30 protein-coding genes are annotated in these 17604 nt (G+C 41.4%); 25 read left to right on the forward strand and 5 right to left on the reverse strand.

Annotated elements, in window-relative coordinates:
• Positions 1-6 precede the first annotated feature (6 nt).
• Genes rsxC through OCV67_RS06515 form a run of 5 tightly spaced genes read right to left on the reverse strand, consistent with a single transcriptional unit; the run spans position 7 to position 3819 of the window.
• A complete protein-coding gene (rsxC, locus tag OCV67_RS06495; RefSeq protein ID WP_147643175.1) occupies positions 7-1284 on the reverse strand; it encodes an electron transport complex subunit RsxC in 1278 nt (425 codons plus the stop codon).
• 10 nt (positions 1285-1294) lie between these two features.
• Positions 1295-1783 (reverse strand): Gx transporter family protein, encoded by a 489-nt coding sequence (locus tag OCV67_RS06500; RefSeq protein ID WP_178085030.1) that lies wholly within the window; start codon positions 1781-1783, stop codon positions 1295-1297.
• Positions 1784-1788: 5 nt separating this feature from the next.
• Positions 1789-2160: a NusG domain II-containing protein gene (locus tag OCV67_RS06505; RefSeq protein ID WP_147643177.1), complete on the reverse strand. Its 372-nt coding sequence runs from the start codon at positions 2158-2160 to the stop codon at positions 1789-1791.
• A complete protein-coding gene (locus OCV67_RS06510; protein ID WP_147643178.1) occupies positions 2135-3145 on the reverse strand; it encodes an FAD:protein FMN transferase in 1011 nt (336 codons plus the stop codon). The genes OCV67_RS06505 and OCV67_RS06510 overlap by 26 nt, the downstream gene beginning before the upstream one ends.
• Positions 3146-3201: 56 nt before the next feature.
• The gene (locus tag OCV67_RS06515; RefSeq protein WP_147643179.1) at positions 3202-3819 is read right to left on the reverse strand and encodes a helix-turn-helix domain-containing protein; all 618 of its coding nucleotides are present in this window, start codon (positions 3817-3819) and stop codon (positions 3202-3204) included.
• A gap of 243 nt (positions 3820-4062) precedes the next feature.
• Here OCV67_RS06515 and OCV67_RS06520 point away from each other — a divergent pair, with 243 nt between their 5' ends.
• The 25 genes from OCV67_RS06520 (at position 4063) to rpmD (ending at position 17589) form a co-directional block, all read left to right on the forward strand.
• Entirely contained in the window at positions 4063-4689 is a 627-nt protein-coding gene (locus OCV67_RS06520) for a histidine phosphatase family protein (RefSeq protein ID WP_147643180.1), read from the forward strand.
• 60 nt (positions 4690-4749) lie between these two features.
• Entirely contained in the window at positions 4750-5514 is a 765-nt protein-coding gene (locus tag OCV67_RS06525) for a hypothetical protein (RefSeq protein ID WP_147643181.1), read from the forward strand.
• Between the two features lies 1 nt (position 5515).
• The gene (locus OCV67_RS06530; RefSeq protein ID WP_178085031.1) at positions 5516-6364 is read left to right on the forward strand and encodes an RluA family pseudouridine synthase; all 849 of its coding nucleotides are present in this window, start codon (positions 5516-5518) and stop codon (positions 6362-6364) included.
• 2 nt (positions 6365-6366) lie between these two features.
• A complete protein-coding gene (locus OCV67_RS06535) occupies positions 6367-6849 on the forward strand; it encodes an S-ribosylhomocysteine lyase (RefSeq protein ID WP_147643183.1) in 483 nt (160 codons plus the stop codon).
• A 175-nt stretch (positions 6850-7024) separates the two neighbouring features.
• A complete protein-coding gene (locus tag OCV67_RS06540; RefSeq protein WP_178085032.1) occupies positions 7025-8326 on the forward strand; it encodes a M23 family metallopeptidase in 1302 nt (433 codons plus the stop codon).
• 375 nt (positions 8327-8701) lie between these two features.
• Positions 8702-9016: a 30S ribosomal protein S10 gene (gene rpsJ, locus OCV67_RS06545; RefSeq protein WP_147643185.1), complete on the forward strand. Its 315-nt coding sequence runs from the start codon at positions 8702-8704 to the stop codon at positions 9014-9016.
• A gap of 117 nt (positions 9017-9133) precedes the next feature.
• The gene (gene rplC, locus OCV67_RS06550; protein ID WP_147643186.1) at positions 9134-9766 is read left to right on the forward strand and encodes a 50S ribosomal protein L3; all 633 of its coding nucleotides are present in this window, start codon (positions 9134-9136) and stop codon (positions 9764-9766) included.
• Between the two features lie 17 nt (positions 9767-9783).
• A complete protein-coding gene (gene rplD, locus OCV67_RS06555) occupies positions 9784-10407 on the forward strand; it encodes a 50S ribosomal protein L4 (RefSeq protein ID WP_147643187.1) in 624 nt (207 codons plus the stop codon).
• Positions 10407-10718, forward strand: a complete 312-nt coding sequence (rplW, locus tag OCV67_RS06560; RefSeq protein WP_147643188.1) for a 50S ribosomal protein L23 — start codon at positions 10407-10409, stop codon at positions 10716-10718. The genes rplD and rplW overlap by 1 nt, the downstream gene beginning before the upstream one ends.
• A gap of 69 nt (positions 10719-10787) precedes the next feature.
• Positions 10788-11621 carry a 50S ribosomal protein L2 gene (gene rplB, locus OCV67_RS06565; protein WP_147643189.1) on the forward strand — a complete coding sequence of 278 codons (834 nt, stop codon included), beginning with the start codon at positions 10788-10790 and terminating at the stop codon, positions 11619-11621.
• A gap of 21 nt (positions 11622-11642) precedes the next feature.
• Positions 11643-11927: a 30S ribosomal protein S19 gene (rpsS, locus tag OCV67_RS06570; RefSeq protein WP_147643190.1), complete on the forward strand. Its 285-nt coding sequence runs from the start codon at positions 11643-11645 to the stop codon at positions 11925-11927.
• Between the two features lie 17 nt (positions 11928-11944).
• Positions 11945-12280 (forward strand): 50S ribosomal protein L22, encoded by a 336-nt coding sequence (rplV, locus tag OCV67_RS06575; RefSeq protein WP_147643191.1) that lies wholly within the window; start codon positions 11945-11947, stop codon positions 12278-12280.
• An 18-nt stretch (positions 12281-12298) separates the two neighbouring features.
• Entirely contained in the window at positions 12299-13048 is a 750-nt protein-coding gene (gene rpsC / locus OCV67_RS06580) for a 30S ribosomal protein S3 (RefSeq protein ID WP_147643192.1), read from the forward strand.
• A complete protein-coding gene (gene rplP / locus OCV67_RS06585) occupies positions 13048-13473 on the forward strand; it encodes a 50S ribosomal protein L16 (protein WP_147643193.1) in 426 nt (141 codons plus the stop codon). Before rpsC ends, rplP begins: the two co-directional genes overlap by 1 nt.
• On the forward strand, positions 13473-13679 hold the full coding sequence (gene rpmC / locus OCV67_RS06590; protein WP_147643194.1) for a 50S ribosomal protein L29: 207 nt from the start codon (positions 13473-13475) through the stop codon (positions 13677-13679). The genes rplP and rpmC overlap by 1 nt, the downstream gene beginning before the upstream one ends.
• An 18-nt stretch (positions 13680-13697) precedes the next feature.
• Positions 13698-13955 (forward strand): 30S ribosomal protein S17, encoded by a 258-nt coding sequence (gene rpsQ, locus OCV67_RS06595; RefSeq protein ID WP_147643195.1) that lies wholly within the window; start codon positions 13698-13700, stop codon positions 13953-13955.
• A gap of 60 nt (positions 13956-14015) precedes the next feature.
• Positions 14016-14384 (forward strand): 50S ribosomal protein L14, encoded by a 369-nt coding sequence (rplN, locus tag OCV67_RS06600; RefSeq protein ID WP_147643196.1) that lies wholly within the window; start codon positions 14016-14018, stop codon positions 14382-14384.
• Positions 14385-14397: 13 nt separating this feature from the next.
• Positions 14398-14763 (forward strand): 50S ribosomal protein L24, encoded by a 366-nt coding sequence (rplX, locus tag OCV67_RS06605; RefSeq protein ID WP_147643197.1) that lies wholly within the window; start codon positions 14398-14400, stop codon positions 14761-14763.
• Positions 14764-14779: 16 nt separating this feature from the next.
• Positions 14780-15319, forward strand: a complete 540-nt coding sequence (gene rplE / locus OCV67_RS06610) for a 50S ribosomal protein L5 (protein WP_147643198.1) — start codon at positions 14780-14782, stop codon at positions 15317-15319.
• 19 nt (positions 15320-15338) lie between these two features.
• The gene (locus tag OCV67_RS06615) at positions 15339-15524 is read left to right on the forward strand and encodes a type Z 30S ribosomal protein S14 (RefSeq protein ID WP_147643199.1); all 186 of its coding nucleotides are present in this window, start codon (positions 15339-15341) and stop codon (positions 15522-15524) included.
• Between the two features lie 22 nt (positions 15525-15546).
• Positions 15547-15945 carry a 30S ribosomal protein S8 gene (gene rpsH, locus OCV67_RS06620; protein WP_147643200.1) on the forward strand — a complete coding sequence of 133 codons (399 nt, stop codon included), beginning with the start codon at positions 15547-15549 and terminating at the stop codon, positions 15943-15945.
• A gap of 13 nt (positions 15946-15958) precedes the next feature.
• A complete protein-coding gene (gene rplF / locus OCV67_RS06625) occupies positions 15959-16504 on the forward strand; it encodes a 50S ribosomal protein L6 (RefSeq protein WP_147643201.1) in 546 nt (181 codons plus the stop codon).
• An 18-nt stretch (positions 16505-16522) separates the two neighbouring features.
• Positions 16523-16882 (forward strand): 50S ribosomal protein L18, encoded by a 360-nt coding sequence (gene rplR, locus OCV67_RS06630; protein WP_147643202.1) that lies wholly within the window; start codon positions 16523-16525, stop codon positions 16880-16882.
• Between the two features lie 16 nt (positions 16883-16898).
• Positions 16899-17399, forward strand: coding sequence for a 30S ribosomal protein S5 (gene rpsE / locus OCV67_RS06635; RefSeq protein ID WP_147643203.1), 501 nt, complete (start codon positions 16899-16901; stop codon positions 17397-17399).
• Positions 17400-17412: 13 nt separating this feature from the next.
• A complete protein-coding gene (gene rpmD / locus OCV67_RS06640) occupies positions 17413-17589 on the forward strand; it encodes a 50S ribosomal protein L30 (protein ID WP_147643204.1) in 177 nt (58 codons plus the stop codon).
• Positions 17590-17604 lie beyond the last annotated feature (15 nt).

Here is a 17604-nt window from a genome sequence, read left to right on the forward strand (position 1 = left end):
CCTTTCTTATTTCCTTGGTATCAGAGCTTTGGCAAGCTGATTTGTTTCTGCAAGCTTTCTTCCTGCCGGACAGGCATAAGTACAGCAGCCGCAGTTCATGCATAAATTTACTTTCAGCTTTTTCAGTGCTTCAACGTCTCTGCGTTTATATGCCTTTTCCATTTCGGTAGGCATAAGATCAAAAGGACAAGCCTTTATACAGCGTCCGCATCTGATGCAGTTTGTAACTACAGGCTCTGAATATTTTTCAAATGCTAACACTGCATTGTTACCCTTACCCACAGGAGTATCAAGGTCAAATGCGCTCATTCCCATCATAGGACCGCCCAGGATAAGCTTGTTCATTTTTTCGGTATCGCACTGTGCATATTCCAGAATCTTTGACACGGGAGTTCCGATTTTGACTGTTAGATTACTTGGATTTTTTACTATATCGCCATCGACGGTTAAACGTCTTTCAACAAGAGGCATGCCTGTCTGACAGTAGTTATAAATCTGTGCGGCTGTGGAAACGTTGAGAACAATAACTTTTTGGTCTGAGGGCAGCTGACCTTCCTTAACGATTCTGCCGACAGTATTGTAAATAAGAACCTTTTCTGCGCCCTGAGGATATGAAGCGGGAAGAGTTTTTACTGTAATTGATGAGTCTGAAGCTGTTTTTTCAGAAAGAAGGGAAATAGCGTCAGGCTTATTGCTTTCAATACCGATCACGGCATTGGGTATTGAAAGAAATTTCATGACAGTTTTTATTCCGCCGATAACAGCGTCAGGATCTTCAAGCATCTGACGATGGTCAGAGGTTATGTATGGTTCGCATTCTGCGGCGTTTATTATCAGAGTATCAATTTCCCCTTTGGGGTTAAGCTTGATGTGAGTAGGGAAGCCTGCGCCGCCCAAGCCTGTAATGCCGCTTTCACGGATTGCCTTTATAAATTCTTCCTTGCTGTTGATCACAGGGGACTGAACTTCTTCGGAAACAGTCTGTTCACCGTCGGTTTCTATGGTTACAGCTTTGCAGGTATTTCCGTTGGCAAGTTTAATTTCGGTTACCGCTTTGACAGTTCCCGATACGCTTGAATGAACGGGAACGGACATAAATGCGTCGGTATCTCCGATTTTCTGTCCGACTTTTACAGCGTCTCCGACCTTTACAAGGGGTGTGCATGGAGCGCCCATATTCATAAGCATAGGGATAGTTACTAAGTCAGGCACAGGAAGAGCGGCAGTTTGACATTGCGCTGTGCCCTTATGGTGTTTTAAACGGACTCCGTTTAGTTTTTTCATCATTTCCTCCTCATTTTTGTTTGATTTTTGTAAGAACCGGCATTAATAATCCCAGACACAGACCTGTTACAGTTCCGGCGATGCATCCTGAAATTATCAGTACCGGCATATATGCAAGGACAGCAGAGCTGCCCAGTATAAAACATGCGGCTGAAAGCTGACCGACGTTGTGCATCAGACTTCCTGCAACGCTTGTTAAAACTATTGAAGCTTTGGTTTTTTTACTTAGCAAAAGCATTGTAAAAAAGGCGGCGAGTCCGCCTGAAATGGACATTATAAAAGCTGTTGTTCCCCGTGTGAGAAAAACAAAAAATGATTTAAGTATGCAGATTGCCAATGCACAGCCTGTATTTATTTCATACATAGCAAACATAACCGGTATGTTTGAAAATCCCGGCTTTACTCCCAACGGCAGCGGAATAAGACTTTCAGCTGCCGACAGTCCGGCAGAAAGAGCAAGAAGCATACCTGAAAGGGCTGTTTTATATGATTTTTTCATGTTTGTCAGTCCTCGATTTCTACTATAAGTTTTTTGGGCAGACATACGATTTTTTCACTTTTTGAATCAATAAAATCTGTTTTTACACAAATTTTATCAGGACAATCTGATTCTATTATTCTTATTTTTCCGTTATTTACCTCAAAGACAACGCCTTTTACATTTTTAAGTGAAAACGTATTGTTTTTGTGAGTTTCAAGGTAAATTTTTTCTATAATTTCAGAATCTACTGAAATTACCGCTGTTTTGCCGGGATTTATTTTCTTATTGATAAAAGTGACGGAAATTACAATAATACCTGTCAGAAGAATGGCAAGTATTATAAAAATATCTTTTTTGCTGATTATTTTTTTACTGTTTGTATTTATATGAACCATCCTTTAATTTAAAATCAAGACCATCGCTTACATACAAATTTTTATCCTTGTCTGCCGCAACTATTTTATAGCTGTCTGAATGGAGGTGCTTTTCAATTTCCTTTGTACCTCCTGTGAAGATCAGTGTTGAAAGAAAATCCGATTCAAGACCACTGTCACAGAATACTGTTACCGTTGTAAGATCGGTTTCGGTAGGATATCCGGTTTTGGTGTCTATAATATGACAGTATTTTTTACCGTCGATTTCCGCATAGCGTTCATATCCCCCCGATGTGGAAATAAAACAGCCGCCCCTGAGAGTTACCGACCCTATAGAACCTTGTTTATCCGGAGATGCTATATCAATATTCTGTTCACCGTATTGGTTACCGTAAACTAATATTGAAGAACCTGTAGTGATAAGAGAATAATGTGAATCTTCTTTGTCAAGAAGTTCTTTTACTTTATCAAGGGCGATACCCTTTGCGACGCAGCCGAAGTCCAGTATGGCATTGTTTTCTAGGGTGATGTTATTTCCGTTTATTGTAATATTTTTAAATCCTGTAGCGGCAAGAGCCTTGTCAATTTCACTCTGAGCAGGAATTTCAGGATTTTTACCGGTTATATCCCAAAGCTTTGTGAGACTTCCGGCAGTTACGTCAGCGCCGTTTCCGTACTTATTGTTAAGTTCCAGAATATGCCGCAGTGCGGCTGTCAGTTCGTCTGAGGAATTTATTGTCTTGGAAGAATTAAGCCTTGAAATTTCGCTCATACTGTCATGGAAATTAAATATATTTTCTGTATCGGTAAATATTTGTTTAATTTCTTTTTCTATATTTTTATCAGACGATACCACAATAAAAGTATCCATACCGAAAAAATTAAAATTAGCATAATCATGCTTAAAAAAAATTGATATTAATATCAGAATAATCGAAAATACAACTATAAGCGGCAAGAAAATACAAATTTTACGAACCTTTTTACGGCTTTTTTCAGAAATCATAAAAAACCCTCTTTAAATTTAAATAAAAAAATGCTATAATAAAAATATTGTGGTTTTTATCCATAAAGTTCGGATATTTTATCTTCGCTTGTTTTGATAAGTTTCATAAGCGACGGCGTTTGGGAATATTCTTCTGAAAGGCTGTCGGTCGTTATGCTTTTGTTTAAATTTTCTTTGCTTTTTAATTTTATGGATGCACACATCTTCATTATTACTGAATCAGTGAGATCCTCGGCGGGTATTTCCGGTATTTTAAAAAACAGAGAGTTATTTTCTTCATTTGAATGATAAAGCATGCGGAAAAGCTTATATAAATTCAGTATTATATAAGAAACAGCGTCCTTTTCCAGAGACTTGTCCTCGGCTGAGCCGCAGATGGACAGCAGTACGTTTGCGGAATCGGAGATCATTTTTATGTCGTCACAGATATTTTCATCGCTGTCTGACTGTGAAAACTTCTCGTCCGGCGATGCAGTGCGCCCAAGAAGATAGTCGCAGGATACATTGTAATAATCAGCGGCTTTAACAAGAAAGTCCAGACCGCATTCTCTTATCCCTTTTTCATAATGGGACAGCAGAGCCTGTGAGATACCCAGATCGGCTGCCGCCTGTTTCTGACTTATCTTGCGCTCTTTTCTTCGGAGAGTCATGATTCTCGGAAATTCAGTATTCATTCTGACACCTCTTTTCTTTTTGGATTGACAGGATCTGATTAATACTGTATTAAAATTATATAACAATCCGTATAAAAAAGTAAAGAGCATATTTACAGAAATTTTTGTGAGTAAATATACTGTATTTTGTCAAATATATGTATATGGCGAATTTACAGTGTGATTTTAGTGCATAATAACCATGAAATTGGTTTGGAATTGTTAAAATAAATTTATACATTTTGTATTTAAAGGAGTATTTTAATGAAAGGATACAGACTAAGTATTATAAGGCACGGTCTTACAGATGCCAATGACAAGGCAATTTATCTTGGAAGCCGTACCGATTATTCGCTTTCTAAAAAAGGAATAAGTCAGATCGTCAATAAAATGGACGAGTATGAATATCCCAAAGTGCAGAGGGTTTATTCAAGTCCTATGAAAAGGTGCATTGAAACTGCCGAAATTATTTATCCTTACCGTGAGCTTCAGATAGTTGAAAATATGACGGAGCTTGATTTCGGTGAATTCGACGGAAAAAGCGTTCAGGAGCTTATAGACAGAGATGACTATAAAGAATGGCTTAAGGGCGGAACTCCGGACAAGCGTGCGCCCGGAGGAGAAAGTATGGAGGAGCTTCTGCTGAGACTTTTTAAAGGACTTCATGAAATTATAACCGATATGATGGACGAGGAACTTACTCACTGCGCATTGGTTACTCATTCCGGATTGGTAACGAATATTCTTTCGGCGTTCGGACTGCCTAAAATCGACCCTAAGGAGCTTACATGCGCTCCGGGAGAGGGTTTTGAAATCCTTATGACCGCTAAAATGTGGCAGCAGTCTCAGACGTTTGAAATATTGGGACGCATTCCTTATTACAGAGAATAAAATACATAAAAATGCCTTTGCTTTTACATATTCTTTTAAATATAGACAGGGAGCTGAATTATGAACACATCATCTTATAGGCATAAGGCAAAAGAAATTTTAAAGGGCAGATACGGCGAAGGCTTTTTTGTGGTTTCGGTATGCATAGTTGCGTACCTTATTTTCAAAGTTTTTGATATTGCAGGTGCGGGTATTATTTTATACAATAATAATGCAGATGTTTCCGGACTTTTCCGAAGCGGAAGCATTGCTGAAATATTATTAAAAATAATCAGATATATTATATGCTTTATTGTAATGTCTCCGCTGATTACCGGAGGATTATGGTGGTTTTATCAGACCGTTTCAGGCGGCGACAACAGAAGTATTCTTAAGCTTTACACAGGGTTTAAGCTGAACATGAGAGCCGCATTTTTATACGGAATTATGTGGATACTGAGCATGATATCTCTTTTGCCGTCAGGCTTCTGCTGGCTGTTTGCATATAAGCTTTTTCATGCTGTTCCGGATTTCAGCAATCAGGCAGTTATATTGTTTGCAGTTTTACAATTGTTTATGGCAGGCGTTTTTCTTCTGGGACTTTATCTGAAATGTCTGCTGACATTTATTCTTTCGCCCTTTATTTTTATAAAGCGTCCTGATACCGGAGCTTTTAAGGTCATGAACATGTCCCGTAAAAAAATGTATGGTGTAAAGCTTGATTTTCTTAAAATGATAATTGCGTATATACCGGCAATGCTGCCGCTTATAACAATTCCGTTTATACTTCCGAAAGCCGTTATGGCGGCATCGGTTTTTGCAGAAGAACGTCTTAAGGAGGAATAGATTGGGAAGGATAGTACTTCAAGTTTCAAAACAGGCAAAGCTTGAGGATTTTCTTATAAAAGACGCAGGAGTATCAAAAAGGCTTATTTCCCGCCTTAAACGTACTGAAAACGGCATCACAAGAAACGGCAGTCTTATCCGTACCATAGATACTGTAAATACGGGAGACACTATTATACTTCAGTTTGAGGATACTAAAATACTTGAACCGAATTTTGAGCTTGATGTGCCTATAGCGTTTGAAAATGAAAATTTGGTAGTATTTGATAAACCGATAGGAATGCCGGTGCATCCGTCAATAAAACATCAGGGAGATACTCTGGGAAATTTTTTTGCGGCAAAATATCCTGATATTACATTTCGTCCTGTAAACCGTCTTGACAGGGATACCTCCGGACTTTGTATTACAGCCAAAAATGCTTTTGCAGCAGCAGCACTGCAAAACAGCGTGAAAAAAGTTTATTATGCCGTTGTTACCGGCTATATTGACGGTGAGGGAATTATTGATGTTCCCATTGCAAGAGAAAAAGATTCCATAATAAAAAGAACAGTAAGGCAGGACGGTCAAAGAGCAGTTACTCATTATAAAGCAATAAAATCGGGTACAAAATATTCTCTTATTGAGATTAAACTTGAAACCGGCAGGACTCATCAGATAAGAGTACATTTTGCTTATATAGGCCACCCCCTTGCAGGAGATGACCTATATGGAGGCAGTACCGAAGATATATGCTGTCAGGCTCTGCATTGCGGACTCCTTTGTTTCAGAGAACCGCTGACCGGAAAGGAAATAACCGTAACTTCTCCGCTTAGAGATGATATTCAAAAATTAATAGAAAAGGAAGGTTAAATATGGAGAGAATAGCAAGCTTTCAGGTTGATCACAGAAAAATTGACGTGGGTATGTATATTTCACGGGTTGACGGGGATATTGTTACATACGACATTAGAATGGTAAAACCTAACGGCGGAGTGTATCTTGAAACGCCGTCAATGCATACCATTGAACACCTTTTTGCCACTTTCGCAAGAAATTCCGAATTTGGTAAGGGTATAGTCTATGTCGGACCTATGGGCTGTCGGACAGGTTTTTATCTGCTGACAAGGGGAATGAGTCATGAAGCCGCTATTAAGCTGGTTCGTGACGCTTATAAGTTTATATCGGAGTTTGACGACAGAATTCCTGGCTGCTCGGAGGAAGAATGCGGAAACTATAAAGAGCATAATCTTCAAAAGGCTAGAAAGGACGTACTTCCTTTGTTGAAAGTTCTGGAAAATTATACTGTCGAAATGCTGAGTTATTCTTGGCATATGCAACAAAAAAGCGAACTGTAATTTGTGCAGTCTTACAAATAATTGTCGCTATTTGGAAGATGTATACAAAACGACTTGCGTTTTTTTGTGAACTTGTTATAATAAACTCCATGATGTAACTGATTTGTAACAATTGTAATCATTTGTTACAATGTCCCCTGAAAGCTCAGGGGCAGGAATGAAAGGAGTTTTTACAATGAGTCAGAAACATCTTTGCATTGACAGAAGAAAGCGTATATATTCACTGATTATGAACTGTGCGGCGCCGGTTCTCACAATGATTTTTCTTGCGGGTTCGGTTTGCTGGGCGGCAGAGCTTCAGTACGGCAAACCGGTTGTGTATGATAAAGATCCCGAAGCAGTAATGGTTTTTTCTTCTAAGGGACTGATAAACGGTATAAACGGTTATGCGGAAATCAATCTTCCGGTTTTGGAAGATGCTCCGTTAGGTACCGTTAATTCCGGAGCTGAACTGGTTGAAGCGTGCGGAATTTATATTGACGATGAATTTATCGGGGCTGTGGCTGATAAGGACAGTATTGAAACTCAGTTGGAAACTATTCTTAACGAGTATCTGGAAGATGAAACTGTTATTAAGGCAGATTATGCAGTTGAGCCTGATCTTAAACAGGGTGTTTACCGTTCAGAAGCTCTTGTTGATGAATCGGATATGAAGGATTTTCTGACAGGTGAAAAGAAAGTAGTTTCTGAATATACTGCCGAAGAAGAGGATACAGCCGAAAAAATTGCTCAAGACTTTGATATGAGTATTGACGAAGTTAAGGAACTTAATCCGGAAATTGAAAAAATTGAAGACGGCGAATCCATTAAAATAAAAGAAACTGTTCCGGTGCTTCCTGTAAAGTATATATGCGAGGAACAGGAAGAGGAAATAATTGAGCTTGATACCTATGAGTACAATGAAAATTCAGAGTTGGTATCTGAAGGTATAAAGGGCAAAAGGCTCAGCACCTATGAGGTGACTTATGTTGACGGTACTGAAGTTTCAAGAAAACTGAAAGAATCTGAAACAGTGGAGCTTCCTGTTGCGGAGGATTATGACAGTGAAGATACAAATGCCTCAGAAGGGGAACTTTATTCTGAAAGCGTACCGGAAACTGAGAATATTTTCTCAGGGGATTTTATCTGGCCTGTAAACGGCGGGTATGTAAGCGATCCGTTTATGAGTGATAGAAACCACAAGGGAATGGATATTGCCGCTCCGGCAGGAACCGAGATTTATGCAGCCGATGGAGGAACGGTTATTGAAGCCGGCTGGAATGACGGCGGGTACGGAAACTTTGTTATGATAGACCATGGAAACGGTTATATAACACTTTACGGTCATGCAAGCGAGGTTTTTGTAAATCCGGGAGATACGGTTGCTAAGGGAGATTTGATTGCCGCTGTAGGAACTACCGGAGATTCTACCGGAAACCACTGTCATTTTGAAGTGAGGTTTGACGGAGGATTTTTAAATCCTGATGATTTTATATAAAAAATATAACTAATTAATAAAAAATTTACAAAATATTTTTGCTCAAAATGTTGCTAAAAACTTGTATCTGTGCTATAATTATCAAGCGTGATTGCAACAGATATGCGATGAAGCGGAAGGTTGCCGGCGGTATGTCGGGTAATTTCCGTGGAGTATGTCCGATTTTAAACCGGGCGACTGAAATACCGAGCACAGTTAGTGACATTTTGAGCTTAATATAAGCTTGAAGTCTGTAATTGTGTCCTGATGACAGTAACCCGAATTCTTGAGCAGAGAAATTCGGGATTTTTTATTGTTATAGAACAGGAAACACACGGGAACGTGTAGTATTTCAAATCCGGCCCCCAAAAATAATACCTTAAGGAGGCGAAAAAAGTGGCAGTCAACGAAAAGATCAGAATCAAGATCAAGGGTTATGAACACGCAACAGTAGACGCAGCGGCTGCAAAGATTGTTGAAGCTGCAAAGAGAAGCGGTGCCAGAGTTTCCGGACCGATTCCGCTGCCTACAAACAAAGAGGTTATAACTATCCTCAGAGCCGTTCATAAGTATAAGGACAGCCGTGAGCAGTTTGAAATGAGAACTCACAAGAGACTCATCGATGTAATCAGACCAACTGCTAAGACTACGGACGCTCTTCAGAAGCTGGAAGTTCCGGCAGGCGTGGACATCGTAATGGAGCTTAAGTAATTAAAGCTTTAAAGCCCCTGATTCCGCAGAAAATCCGCTGCGGAATATTGACGGAAGTTAAATCCGTCGGTCATGTTGGCTAAAGGCCAACCAATAACCTAACAGGAGGAAATATACATGAAAAAAGGTATAATCGGCAAGAAAATCGGTATGACACAGATTTTCGACGAATCAGGAAAAGTTATTCCTGTAACAGTAATTGAAGCCGGTCCATGCGTTGTTGTTCAGAAGAAAACTGCTGAAAACGACGGCTATGAGGCTGTTCAGCTGGGTTACGGCGACGTTAAGGTTACAAGAGTTAACAAGCCGATGAAGGGTCACTTCGATAAGGCAGACGTTGCCTGCAAGAAGGAACTCAAGGAATTCAGACTTGAAGATTGTGCTTCAGTTAACGTAGGCGACATTCTTAAGGCTGACACATTTGCTGTAGGCGACATGGTAGATGTCAGCGGTACAAGCAAGGGTAAAGGTTTCCAGGGTACTATCAAGCGTCACAACAATTCAAGACTCAAGGAAACTCACGGTTCAGGTCCTGTACACAGACACGCAGGTTCAATGGGCGCATGCTCATCACCTTCAAGAATCTTCAAGGGCAAGGGAATGCCTGGTCAGATGGGTAACGAAAAGGTTACTGTACAGAATCTGGAAGTAGTTAAAATCGACGCTGAAAATAATCTTATCGCACTCAAGGGTGCAATTCCGGGTCCTAAGGGCGGAATCGTATCCATCGTAGACAGTGTTAAGGCTTAAGGAAGGAGGAAGCATATATGTCAAAGGTTTCAGTTTATGATATGGCAGGAAATCAGGTTTCAGAAACAGAAATTTCCGATGCTGTATTCGGTATAGAACCAAACGAAGCTGTAATGCATGCAATGGTTGTGAATTATCTTGCAAATCAGCGTCAGGGCACACAGTCCACACTGACACGTACAGAAGTTCGCGGCGGCGGCAGAAAGCCATGGAGACAGAAGGGAACAGGTCATGCAAGACAGGGTTCAATCCGTGCTCCTCAGTGGACACACGGCGGTGTTGCTTTAGGTCCTAAGCCAAGAGATTACAGTTATACACTTAACAAGAAGGTAAGAAGACTTGCTATGAAGTCAGCTTTATCTTCAAAGGTTCAGAATGAAAATCTGATCGTTATAGACGCTCTCAATATGGATGGTTTCAAAACAAAGACTATTGTAAATATGCTTAAGGCTCTTAATGTTGACGGTAAGGCTCTTATCGTTACTGCTGAAGCAGATCAGAAGGTAGTAAAGAGCGCTGCAAACATCCCGGGAGTTAAGACAGCAGCAGTTAATACATTGAATGTATATGACATTCTCAACCATGACAAGTTCATCGTTGTTAAGAATGCTGTCGGAAAAATCGAGGAGGTGTACGCATAATGAAAGCACCACAGGATATCATCCTCAAGCCGGTAATTAGTGAAAGAAGTATCGACCTGCTTCCTTCAGGAAAGTATACTTTCAAGGTTGCTAAGGATGCTAACAAGGTTGAGATAGCAAAGGCAGTTGAGCAGCTTTTCAGCGTTGAGGTAACTAAAGTTAACACAATGAACTGCAAGGGACGTACAAGACGTGTCGGCAGATTTGAAGGCAAGAAGGCTGACTGGAAAAAGGCTATCGTTACTATAAATCAGGAACCGGATGACAAGAAGACAAAGTCATCAATCGAGTTCTTTGACGGTCTGTATTAATAGCTGATACAGAATCGCACGGTATGGGAGTGATGCTCCCGCAAACAACGCATTTAAGGAGTGAAAACAATGGCTATAAAAACCTATAAACCGACAACTCCTTCACGTCGTCAGATGACCTGTACAGACTATTCGGAATTGTCAAAGGTTGCTCCGGAGAAAAGTCTGCTTGAACCTCTTAAGAAGAAGTCCGGCAGAAACAGCTACGGAAGAATTACTGTTCGCCACAGAGGCGGCGGCTCAAGAAGAAAGTATCGTGTAATCGATTTCAAGCGTGACAAGGATAACATGAACGCTACTGTTATGACACTGGAATATGATCCAAACCGTTCAGCTTTTATCGCTCTCGTTCAGTATGAGGACGGCGAAAAGAGATATATTCTTGCACCAAACGGTCTTAAGGTAGGAGATACAGTTTGCTCCGGTCCTGAAGCTGATATCAAGGCTGGTAACGCACTTGAAATGGCTAACATCCCTGTTGGTACATTTATCCACGCTATCGAGCTTTATCCAGGTAAGGGTGCTCAGATGGTTCGTTCAGCAGGAAACATGGCTCAGCTTATGGCTAAGGAAGGCAAGTATGCTCTTGTAAGACTTCCCTCAGGCGAGCTTAGAAACGTACCGATCAACTGCAAGGCTACTATCGGTCAGGTAAGCAATATAGATCACGAAAATGTTAATCTGGGTAAAGCCGGAAGAACACGTCATATGGGTATAAGACCTACAGTAAGAGGTTCTGTAATGAATCCATGCGATCACCCTCACGGCGGTGGTGAAGGTAAATCACCAATCGGACGTCCGGGACCTGTAACTCCTTGGGGCAAGCCTGCACTTGGCTATAAAACCCGTAAGAAGCATAACCGTTCTGATAAGTTCATCGTAAAACGCAGAAACGGCAAGTAAGCTGAAAGGAGGAACTGATTAATGAGCAGAAGCATTAAAAAGGGCCCTTACGTTCAGGAGGCTCTTTACAAAAGAGTTGTGGCAATGAATGAAGCAGGTGAAAAGAAGGTTCTCAAGACATGGAGCAGAACTTCAACAATTTTCCCTGATTTTGTCGGTCACACATTTGCAGTTCATGACGGACGCAAGCACGTTCCGGTTTATGTTACAGAAGATATGGTAGGTCACAAGCTGGGTGAGTTTGCTCCTACAAGAACATATAAGGGACACGCTGGTTCCAAGACTACAAATAACGGCAAGAAATAGCGGAAGGAGGAGTTCAAATGGAAGCTAGAGCATATCTGAGAAACGCTCGTATTGCACCTAGAAAGGTTCAGGTTGTTCTTGATCTTATCAGAAACAAGCCTGTCGACGTTGCACTTGCTACTCTCAATTATACACCAAAGGCTGCATGTGAAATACTGGAAAAGCTTTTGAAATCCGCTATTGCAAACGCTGAAAACAATCACAACATGAATAAGGATGACCTTTACGTTGCTGAGTGTTTTGTTTGCCCGGGTCCTATAATGAAGAGAATCATGCCAAGAGCACAGGGCAGAGCATACAGAATTTTAAAGAGAACATCACACGTTACAATCGTTCTTAAAGAAAAAGAATAATCCCAGGGAGGTTTAATAATGGGCCAGAAAGTTAATCCGCACGGTCTGCGTGTCGGCGTTATAAAAGATTGGGATTCCCGCTGGTTTGCTAACAAGGCAACATTCGGCGATACTCTTGTTGAAGATTACAACGTTCGTAACTACATTAAGAAGAACCTGTATGCAGCAGGTGTTCCAAGAGTGGAAATCGAAAGATTCGCTGAAGATAAGGTAAGAATCCACATTCACTGTGCAAAGCCCGGTATCGTAATCGGTAGAGGCGGCACAGAGATCGAAAAGCTCCGTCAGAAGCTTGAAAAGATGATGGGTAAACAGGTTGCTGTTAACATCGTTGAAGTTAAGAATCCTGACATTAATTCACAGCTTGTTGCTGAAAAGATTGCGCTTGATCTGGAAAACAGAATTTCATTCAGACGTACAATGAAGCAGGCAATCGGCAGAGCAATGCGTTTGGGTGCTAAGGGTATCAAGGTTATGGTTTCCGGACGTCTGGGCGGTGCTGAAATTGCAAGAAGCGAAACATACCATGAAGGTACAATTCCGCTTCAGACAATCAGAGCTGACATTGATTACGGCACAGCAGAAGCGCACACAACTTACGGACGTCTTGGCATCAAGGTTTGGATCTACAAGGGTGAAGTTTTAAAGGGTGAAGTTTCAAAAACTGAAGACTCCAGAAACAGAGGCGGCAGAGACAACAGAAGACGCAATAATCAGAGACGTGATAATAAAGTAAGAGAAGCAAAAAATGAAGGAGGTAACCAGTAATGCTACTTCCAAAGAGAGTAAAATACCGTCGTGTGCACAGAGGCCGCATGACAGGTAAAGCCACAAGAGGCAATAAGGTAAGCTACGGCGATTTTGGTCTTCAGGCACTTGAGCCTGCATGGATCACATCAAATCAGATCGAATCAGCCCGTATCGCAATGACACGTTATATCAAGCGTGGCGGTCAGGTTTGGATCAAGATATTCCCTGACAAGCCGGTTACAAAGAAACCTGCCGGCACAAGAATGGGTTCCGGTAAAGGTGCTCCGGAATATTGGGTAGCAGTTGTAAAACCAGGCAGAGTAATGTTTGAAATTGCAGGCGTTCCTGAAGAAACAGCAAGAGAAGCTATGCGTCTGGCTATGCACAAGCTCCCTATCAAGTGTAAGTTTGTTGCGAAAGAAGAGCAAGGAGGGGAGCAGTAATGAAGGCATCTGAAATCAGAGATATGTCGGTTGAAGAAATGAACGAAAAGCTGGCCGGTTTAAAGGAAGAGCTTTTTGCGCTCCGCTTTCAGCTTGCTGTAAACCAGCTTGATAATACAGCACGCTTAAAGGCTGTTAAGAAGGACATCGCAAGAATCAAGACTGTTCTTCGTGAAAACGAAATCAAGTCGGGCGTTAGACAGTAAGAAAGGGAGGATTTAGCTATGTCTGAGAGAAACCTTAGAAAAACAAGGGTTGGTAAAGTTGTAAGCGACAAGATGGACAAAACTATCGTTGTTGCTATCGCTGACAATGTTAAACACCCGCTTTATAAGAAGATCATCAAGCGTACAGTAAAGCTTAAGGCGCACGATGAGAATAACGAATGCCGTATAGGCGATCGTGTTGAAGTTATGGAAACACGTCCTTTGTCAAAGGATAAGAGATGGCGTGTTACAAACATCATTGAAAGAGCTAAGTAATTTAATATATAGACGAGGAAGCAGTTTTAAGCGGAACGCTTCTGAAAGGAGGAACTCGCTGTGATACAAATGCAATCTTATATGAAGGTCGCTGACAACACCGGAGCCAAAGAGCTTATGTGTATCAGAGTTCTGGGCGGCACACGCAGAAGATATGCTAATATCGGTGATGTGGTAGTGGCATCCGTTAAGAAAGCAACACCCGGCGGCGTTGTTAAGAAGGGCGATGTTGTTAAGGCGGTTATCGTTCGTTCAGCAAAGGGCCTTAGAAGAGAAGACGGCACATATATTCGTTTTGACGAAAACGCAGCCGTTATAATCAAGGAAGATAAGAACCCAAAGGGTACACGTATATTTGGACCTGTAGCAAGAGAGCTTCGTGATAAGGAATACATGAAGATTTTAAGCCTTGCTCCGGAAGTATTATAATGGAGGTGTCATAATGAGCAAATTACATGTTAAAACAGGTGACACAGTCGTTTTACTGACAGGTGACTACAAGGACAAATATGAAGAGGGCGGAAAGAGAAAGACCGGTAAGGTTCTGGAAGTAAGCCCGAAGGAAGGCAAAGTTATCGTTGAAGGAATCAACATGATAACAAAGCATATGAAGCCTACAAGAATGGGACAGTCCGGCGGAATCATCAAGGCTGAATCTCCTATTTACGCTTCAAAGGTACAGCTTGTTTGCCCTAAATGCGGAAAGCCTACAAGAGTTGGTCACGGTTTTGAAACTAAGACAAACGCAGCAGGCAAGGAGAAGAACATTCCTGTAAGGATCTGCAAGAAGTGCGGACACAATTTCTAATAGAAGGAGAAACGACATGGCAAGATTAAAAGATTATTATGTTGATACCGTAGCTCCTGCTTTGATGAAGAAATTCAATTACAAGAGCGTTATGGAAATTCCGAAGCTCGATAAAGTTATTGTCAACGTAGGCGCCGGCGAGGCTATTTCAAACTCAAAGGTTATCGACGCTATTGTCAATGACATTACTCAGATTACCGGTCAGAAGCCTGTAATATGCAGAGCTAAGAAATCAGTTGCTAACTTTAAGCTTCGTGAAGGAATGCCGATCGGCGTTAAGGTTACACTGAGAAGAGAAAATATGTATGAATTCGTTGATAAGCTTTTCAACGTAGCATTTCCTCGTGTAAGAGACTTCAGAGGAATTAATCCTAATTCTTTTGACGGCAGAGGAAATTACTCAACAGGTATCAAGGAACAGCTTATTTTCCCTGAGATCGAGTATGATAAGATTGACAAAGTCAGAGGTATGGATATAAATTTCATCACAACAGCTAAGACTGATGAAGAAGCAAAAGAGCTGCTCTCATTACTGGGCGCTCCGTTTGCTAAGTAATTAGGGAGGATTTTTTCAAATGGCAAAAAAAGCGATGATTAATAAGCAGCAGAGAACTCCCAAGTATTCCACCAGAGCTTACAACAGATGCAAGATCTGCGGCAGACCGCACGCTTATTTAAGAAAGTTCGGAATATGCCGTATCTGCTTCAGAGAATTGGCTCATAAGGGTCAGATTCCTGGTGTAAAGAAGTCAAGCTGGTAAAAATACAAAGGAGGTCATTGGCATGCAGATTACTGATACTATAGCAGATTTACTGACAAGAATTCGTAATGCGAATTCTGCAAAGCACGCCACGGTTGACGTTCCTGCTTCAAATGTTAAGAAGGCTATTGCACAGATTCTTGTTGACGAAGGATATGTAAAGAGCTTTCAGCTCATTGAGGACGGCAAGCAGGGTGTTATAAGAATCACTCTGAAATACAGTGACTCAAAGTCACCTGTAATAACAGGTCTTCGCAGGGTTTCAAAACCGGGTTTACGTATTTATTCAAGTTGTGAAGATATGCCTAAGGTTAGAAAGGGTCTGGGAATTGCGATCGTTTCTACATCAAAGGGAATCATGACAGATAAGAAAGCTCGTGAGCTTAATGTAGGCGGCGAGTTATTAGCATTCGTTTGGTAAGGAGGACAGGGAAATGTCACGTATAGGAAAAATGCCGATTAGTATCCCTGCCGGAGTTGATGTTACTATCAATGATAACGTTGTTACTGTTAAGGGTCCTAAGGGCACACTCACAAGAGAATTTTCAAACTCAATGATTATTGAGAAAGGGGACGGAGTTATAACAGTTTCCCGTCCTAATGATTTAAAGGTAAACAAGAGTCTTCACGGTCTTACAAGAACGCTTATCTTCAACATGGTTGAAGGGGTTACAAACGGCTATGCGAAAACTCTTGAAATCGAAGGCGTTGGATACCGTGCTGCAAAGCAGGGCAAGAACCTTGTAATGAATCTTGGTTATTCACACCAGGTTATTATGCCTGAGATCGACGGAATTACAATTGATGTTCCGCAGCCTAACAAAATCGTAATTAACGGAATTGATAAGCAGGCTGTAGGTCAGTTTGCTGCTGAAGTTCGTGAAAAGCGTCCGCCTGAGCCGTATAAGGGCAAGGGAATCAGATATGCCGGCGAGAGAATCATCCGTAAGGAAGGTAAGGCCGGTAAGGGCAAGAAGTAATAAAGGAGTGAATTTGCAATGATTAAAAAGGCTGATACAAAAAAAGCCAGAGCAAAAAGACATGCCAGAGTTCGCGCTAAGATTTCCGGTACTCCTGAACGTCCTCGCCTGAATGTATTCCGTTCAGCAAAGCATATATATGCACAGGTTATAGACGACGTAAACGGAGTAACACTCTGTTCCGCTTCAAGTATGGATAAGGAATTTGAAGGAAACGGCGGAAACGTTGAAGGCGCACGTAAGGTCGGAGCAATGGTTGCTAAGCGCGCTGTTGAAAAGGGAATAGCTGAAGTTGTATTTGACAGAGGCGGCTACCTTTATCACGGAAGAGTAAAAGAGCTTGCTGAAGGAGCTCGTGAAAACGGACTGAAGTTCTAAGAAGGAGGTTATACTTTTGGCTAATATAGATGCAAAAGCATTGGAGCTTTCCGAAAAGGTTGTTTCTATAAACAGAGTTTCCAAGACAGTTAAGGGCGGACGTATCCTGAAGTTTGCAGCTCTTGTTGTTGTTGGCGACGGAAACGGCACAGTAGGCTTTGGTCTGGGTAAATCAGGCGAAGTTCCTGACGCAATCCGCAAGGGTATTGAAGACGCTAAGAAGAATCTTGTTAAGATTCCAATGTACGGCACAACAATTCCTCACGAAATTATCGGTGCATTCGGCGCCGGCAGAGTTCTTATGAAGCCTGCTGCTCCCGGTACCGGTGTTATCGCCGGCGGTCCGGTTCGTGCGGTTATTGAAATGGCTGGTATCAAGGACATCAGAACAAAGTCTCTTAGATCAAACAATCCATGCAATGTTGTAAGAGCTACTATCAACGGACTTATGTCATGCTCAACAGCAAAGGAAGTTGCTGCAAAGAGAGGCAAGTCTATAAAAGAAATTTTAGGTTAAGGAGTGGGCTGAAATGGCAAAGCAGATTAAGCTTGTTAAAAGTCTTATAGGAAGAAAAAGCGACCAGATTGCTACTGCTCATTCTCTTGGTCTTAAGAAAATCGGTCAGGTTGTAGTTCAGCCTGATAATGAGCAGACAAACGGTAAAATAAAGAAAATTTCTCATCTTGTAGAGGTTTCAGAAGCATAAGCTAAGGAGGTGCAA

Source organism: Porcipelethomonas ammoniilytica, from assembly GCF_025567485.1.
Lineage (GTDB): Bacteria > Bacillota > Clostridia > Oscillospirales > Ruminococcaceae > Porcipelethomonas > Porcipelethomonas ammoniilytica.

What these genes read in the sequence shown, in the direction of transcription:
- OCV67_RS06505 (WP_147643177.1), bottom strand. Translation starts at nt 2,160, where the DNA reads ATGGTTCATATAAATACAAACAGTAAAAAAATAATCAGCAAAAAAGAT.
- rpsQ (WP_147643195.1), top strand. Translation starts at nt 13,698, where the DNA reads ATGTCTGAGAGAAACCTTAGAAAAACAAGGGTTGGTAAAGTTGTAAGC.
- rpmD (WP_147643204.1), top strand. Translation starts at nt 17,413, where the DNA reads ATGGCAAAGCAGATTAAGCTTGTTAAAAGTCTTATAGGAAGAAAAAGC.
- rplB (WP_147643189.1), top strand. Translation starts at nt 10,788, where the DNA reads ATGGCTATAAAAACCTATAAACCGACAACTCCTTCACGTCGTCAGATG.
- OCV67_RS06520 (WP_147643180.1), top strand. Translation starts at nt 4,063, where the DNA reads ATGAAAGGATACAGACTAAGTATTATAAGGCACGGTCTTACAGATGCC.
- rsxC (WP_147643175.1), bottom strand. Translation starts at nt 1,284, where the DNA reads ATGAAAAAACTAAACGGAGTCCGTTTAAAACACCATAAGGGCACAGCG.
- OCV67_RS06525 (WP_147643181.1), top strand. Translation starts at nt 4,750, where the DNA reads ATGAACACATCATCTTATAGGCATAAGGCAAAAGAAATTTTAAAGGGC.
- rplV (WP_147643191.1), top strand. Translation starts at nt 11,945, where the DNA reads ATGGAAGCTAGAGCATATCTGAGAAACGCTCGTATTGCACCTAGAAAG.
- rplR (WP_147643202.1), top strand. Translation starts at nt 16,523, where the DNA reads ATGATTAAAAAGGCTGATACAAAAAAAGCCAGAGCAAAAAGACATGCC.
- rplX (WP_147643197.1), top strand. Translation starts at nt 14,398, where the DNA reads ATGAGCAAATTACATGTTAAAACAGGTGACACAGTCGTTTTACTGACA.
- OCV67_RS06540 (WP_178085032.1), top strand. Translation starts at nt 7,025, where the DNA reads ATGAGTCAGAAACATCTTTGCATTGACAGAAGAAAGCGTATATATTCA.
- rpmC (WP_147643194.1), top strand. Translation starts at nt 13,473, where the DNA reads ATGAAGGCATCTGAAATCAGAGATATGTCGGTTGAAGAAATGAACGAA.
- OCV67_RS06510 (WP_147643178.1), bottom strand. Translation starts at nt 3,145, where the DNA reads ATGATTTCTGAAAAAAGCCGTAAAAAGGTTCGTAAAATTTGTATTTTC.
- OCV67_RS06615 (WP_147643199.1), top strand. Translation starts at nt 15,339, where the DNA reads ATGGCAAAAAAAGCGATGATTAATAAGCAGCAGAGAACTCCCAAGTAT.
- rplP (WP_147643193.1), top strand. Translation starts at nt 13,048, where the DNA reads ATGCTACTTCCAAAGAGAGTAAAATACCGTCGTGTGCACAGAGGCCGC.
- rpsC (WP_147643192.1), top strand. Translation starts at nt 12,299, where the DNA reads ATGGGCCAGAAAGTTAATCCGCACGGTCTGCGTGTCGGCGTTATAAAA.
- rplE (WP_147643198.1), top strand. Translation starts at nt 14,780, where the DNA reads ATGGCAAGATTAAAAGATTATTATGTTGATACCGTAGCTCCTGCTTTG.
- OCV67_RS06500 (WP_178085030.1), bottom strand. Translation starts at nt 1,783, where the DNA reads ATGAAAAAATCATATAAAACAGCCCTTTCAGGTATGCTTCTTGCTCTT.
- OCV67_RS06535 (WP_147643183.1), top strand. Translation starts at nt 6,367, where the DNA reads ATGGAGAGAATAGCAAGCTTTCAGGTTGATCACAGAAAAATTGACGTG.
- rplW (WP_147643188.1), top strand. Translation starts at nt 10,407, where the DNA reads ATGAAAGCACCACAGGATATCATCCTCAAGCCGGTAATTAGTGAAAGA.
- rplC (WP_147643186.1), top strand. Translation starts at nt 9,134, where the DNA reads ATGAAAAAAGGTATAATCGGCAAGAAAATCGGTATGACACAGATTTTC.
- OCV67_RS06515 (WP_147643179.1), bottom strand. Translation starts at nt 3,819, where the DNA reads ATGAATACTGAATTTCCGAGAATCATGACTCTCCGAAGAAAAGAGCGC.
- rpsH (WP_147643200.1), top strand. Translation starts at nt 15,547, where the DNA reads ATGCAGATTACTGATACTATAGCAGATTTACTGACAAGAATTCGTAAT.
- rplD (WP_147643187.1), top strand. Translation starts at nt 9,784, where the DNA reads ATGTCAAAGGTTTCAGTTTATGATATGGCAGGAAATCAGGTTTCAGAA.
- rpsS (WP_147643190.1), top strand. Translation starts at nt 11,643, where the DNA reads ATGAGCAGAAGCATTAAAAAGGGCCCTTACGTTCAGGAGGCTCTTTAC.
- rplF (WP_147643201.1), top strand. Translation starts at nt 15,959, where the DNA reads ATGTCACGTATAGGAAAAATGCCGATTAGTATCCCTGCCGGAGTTGAT.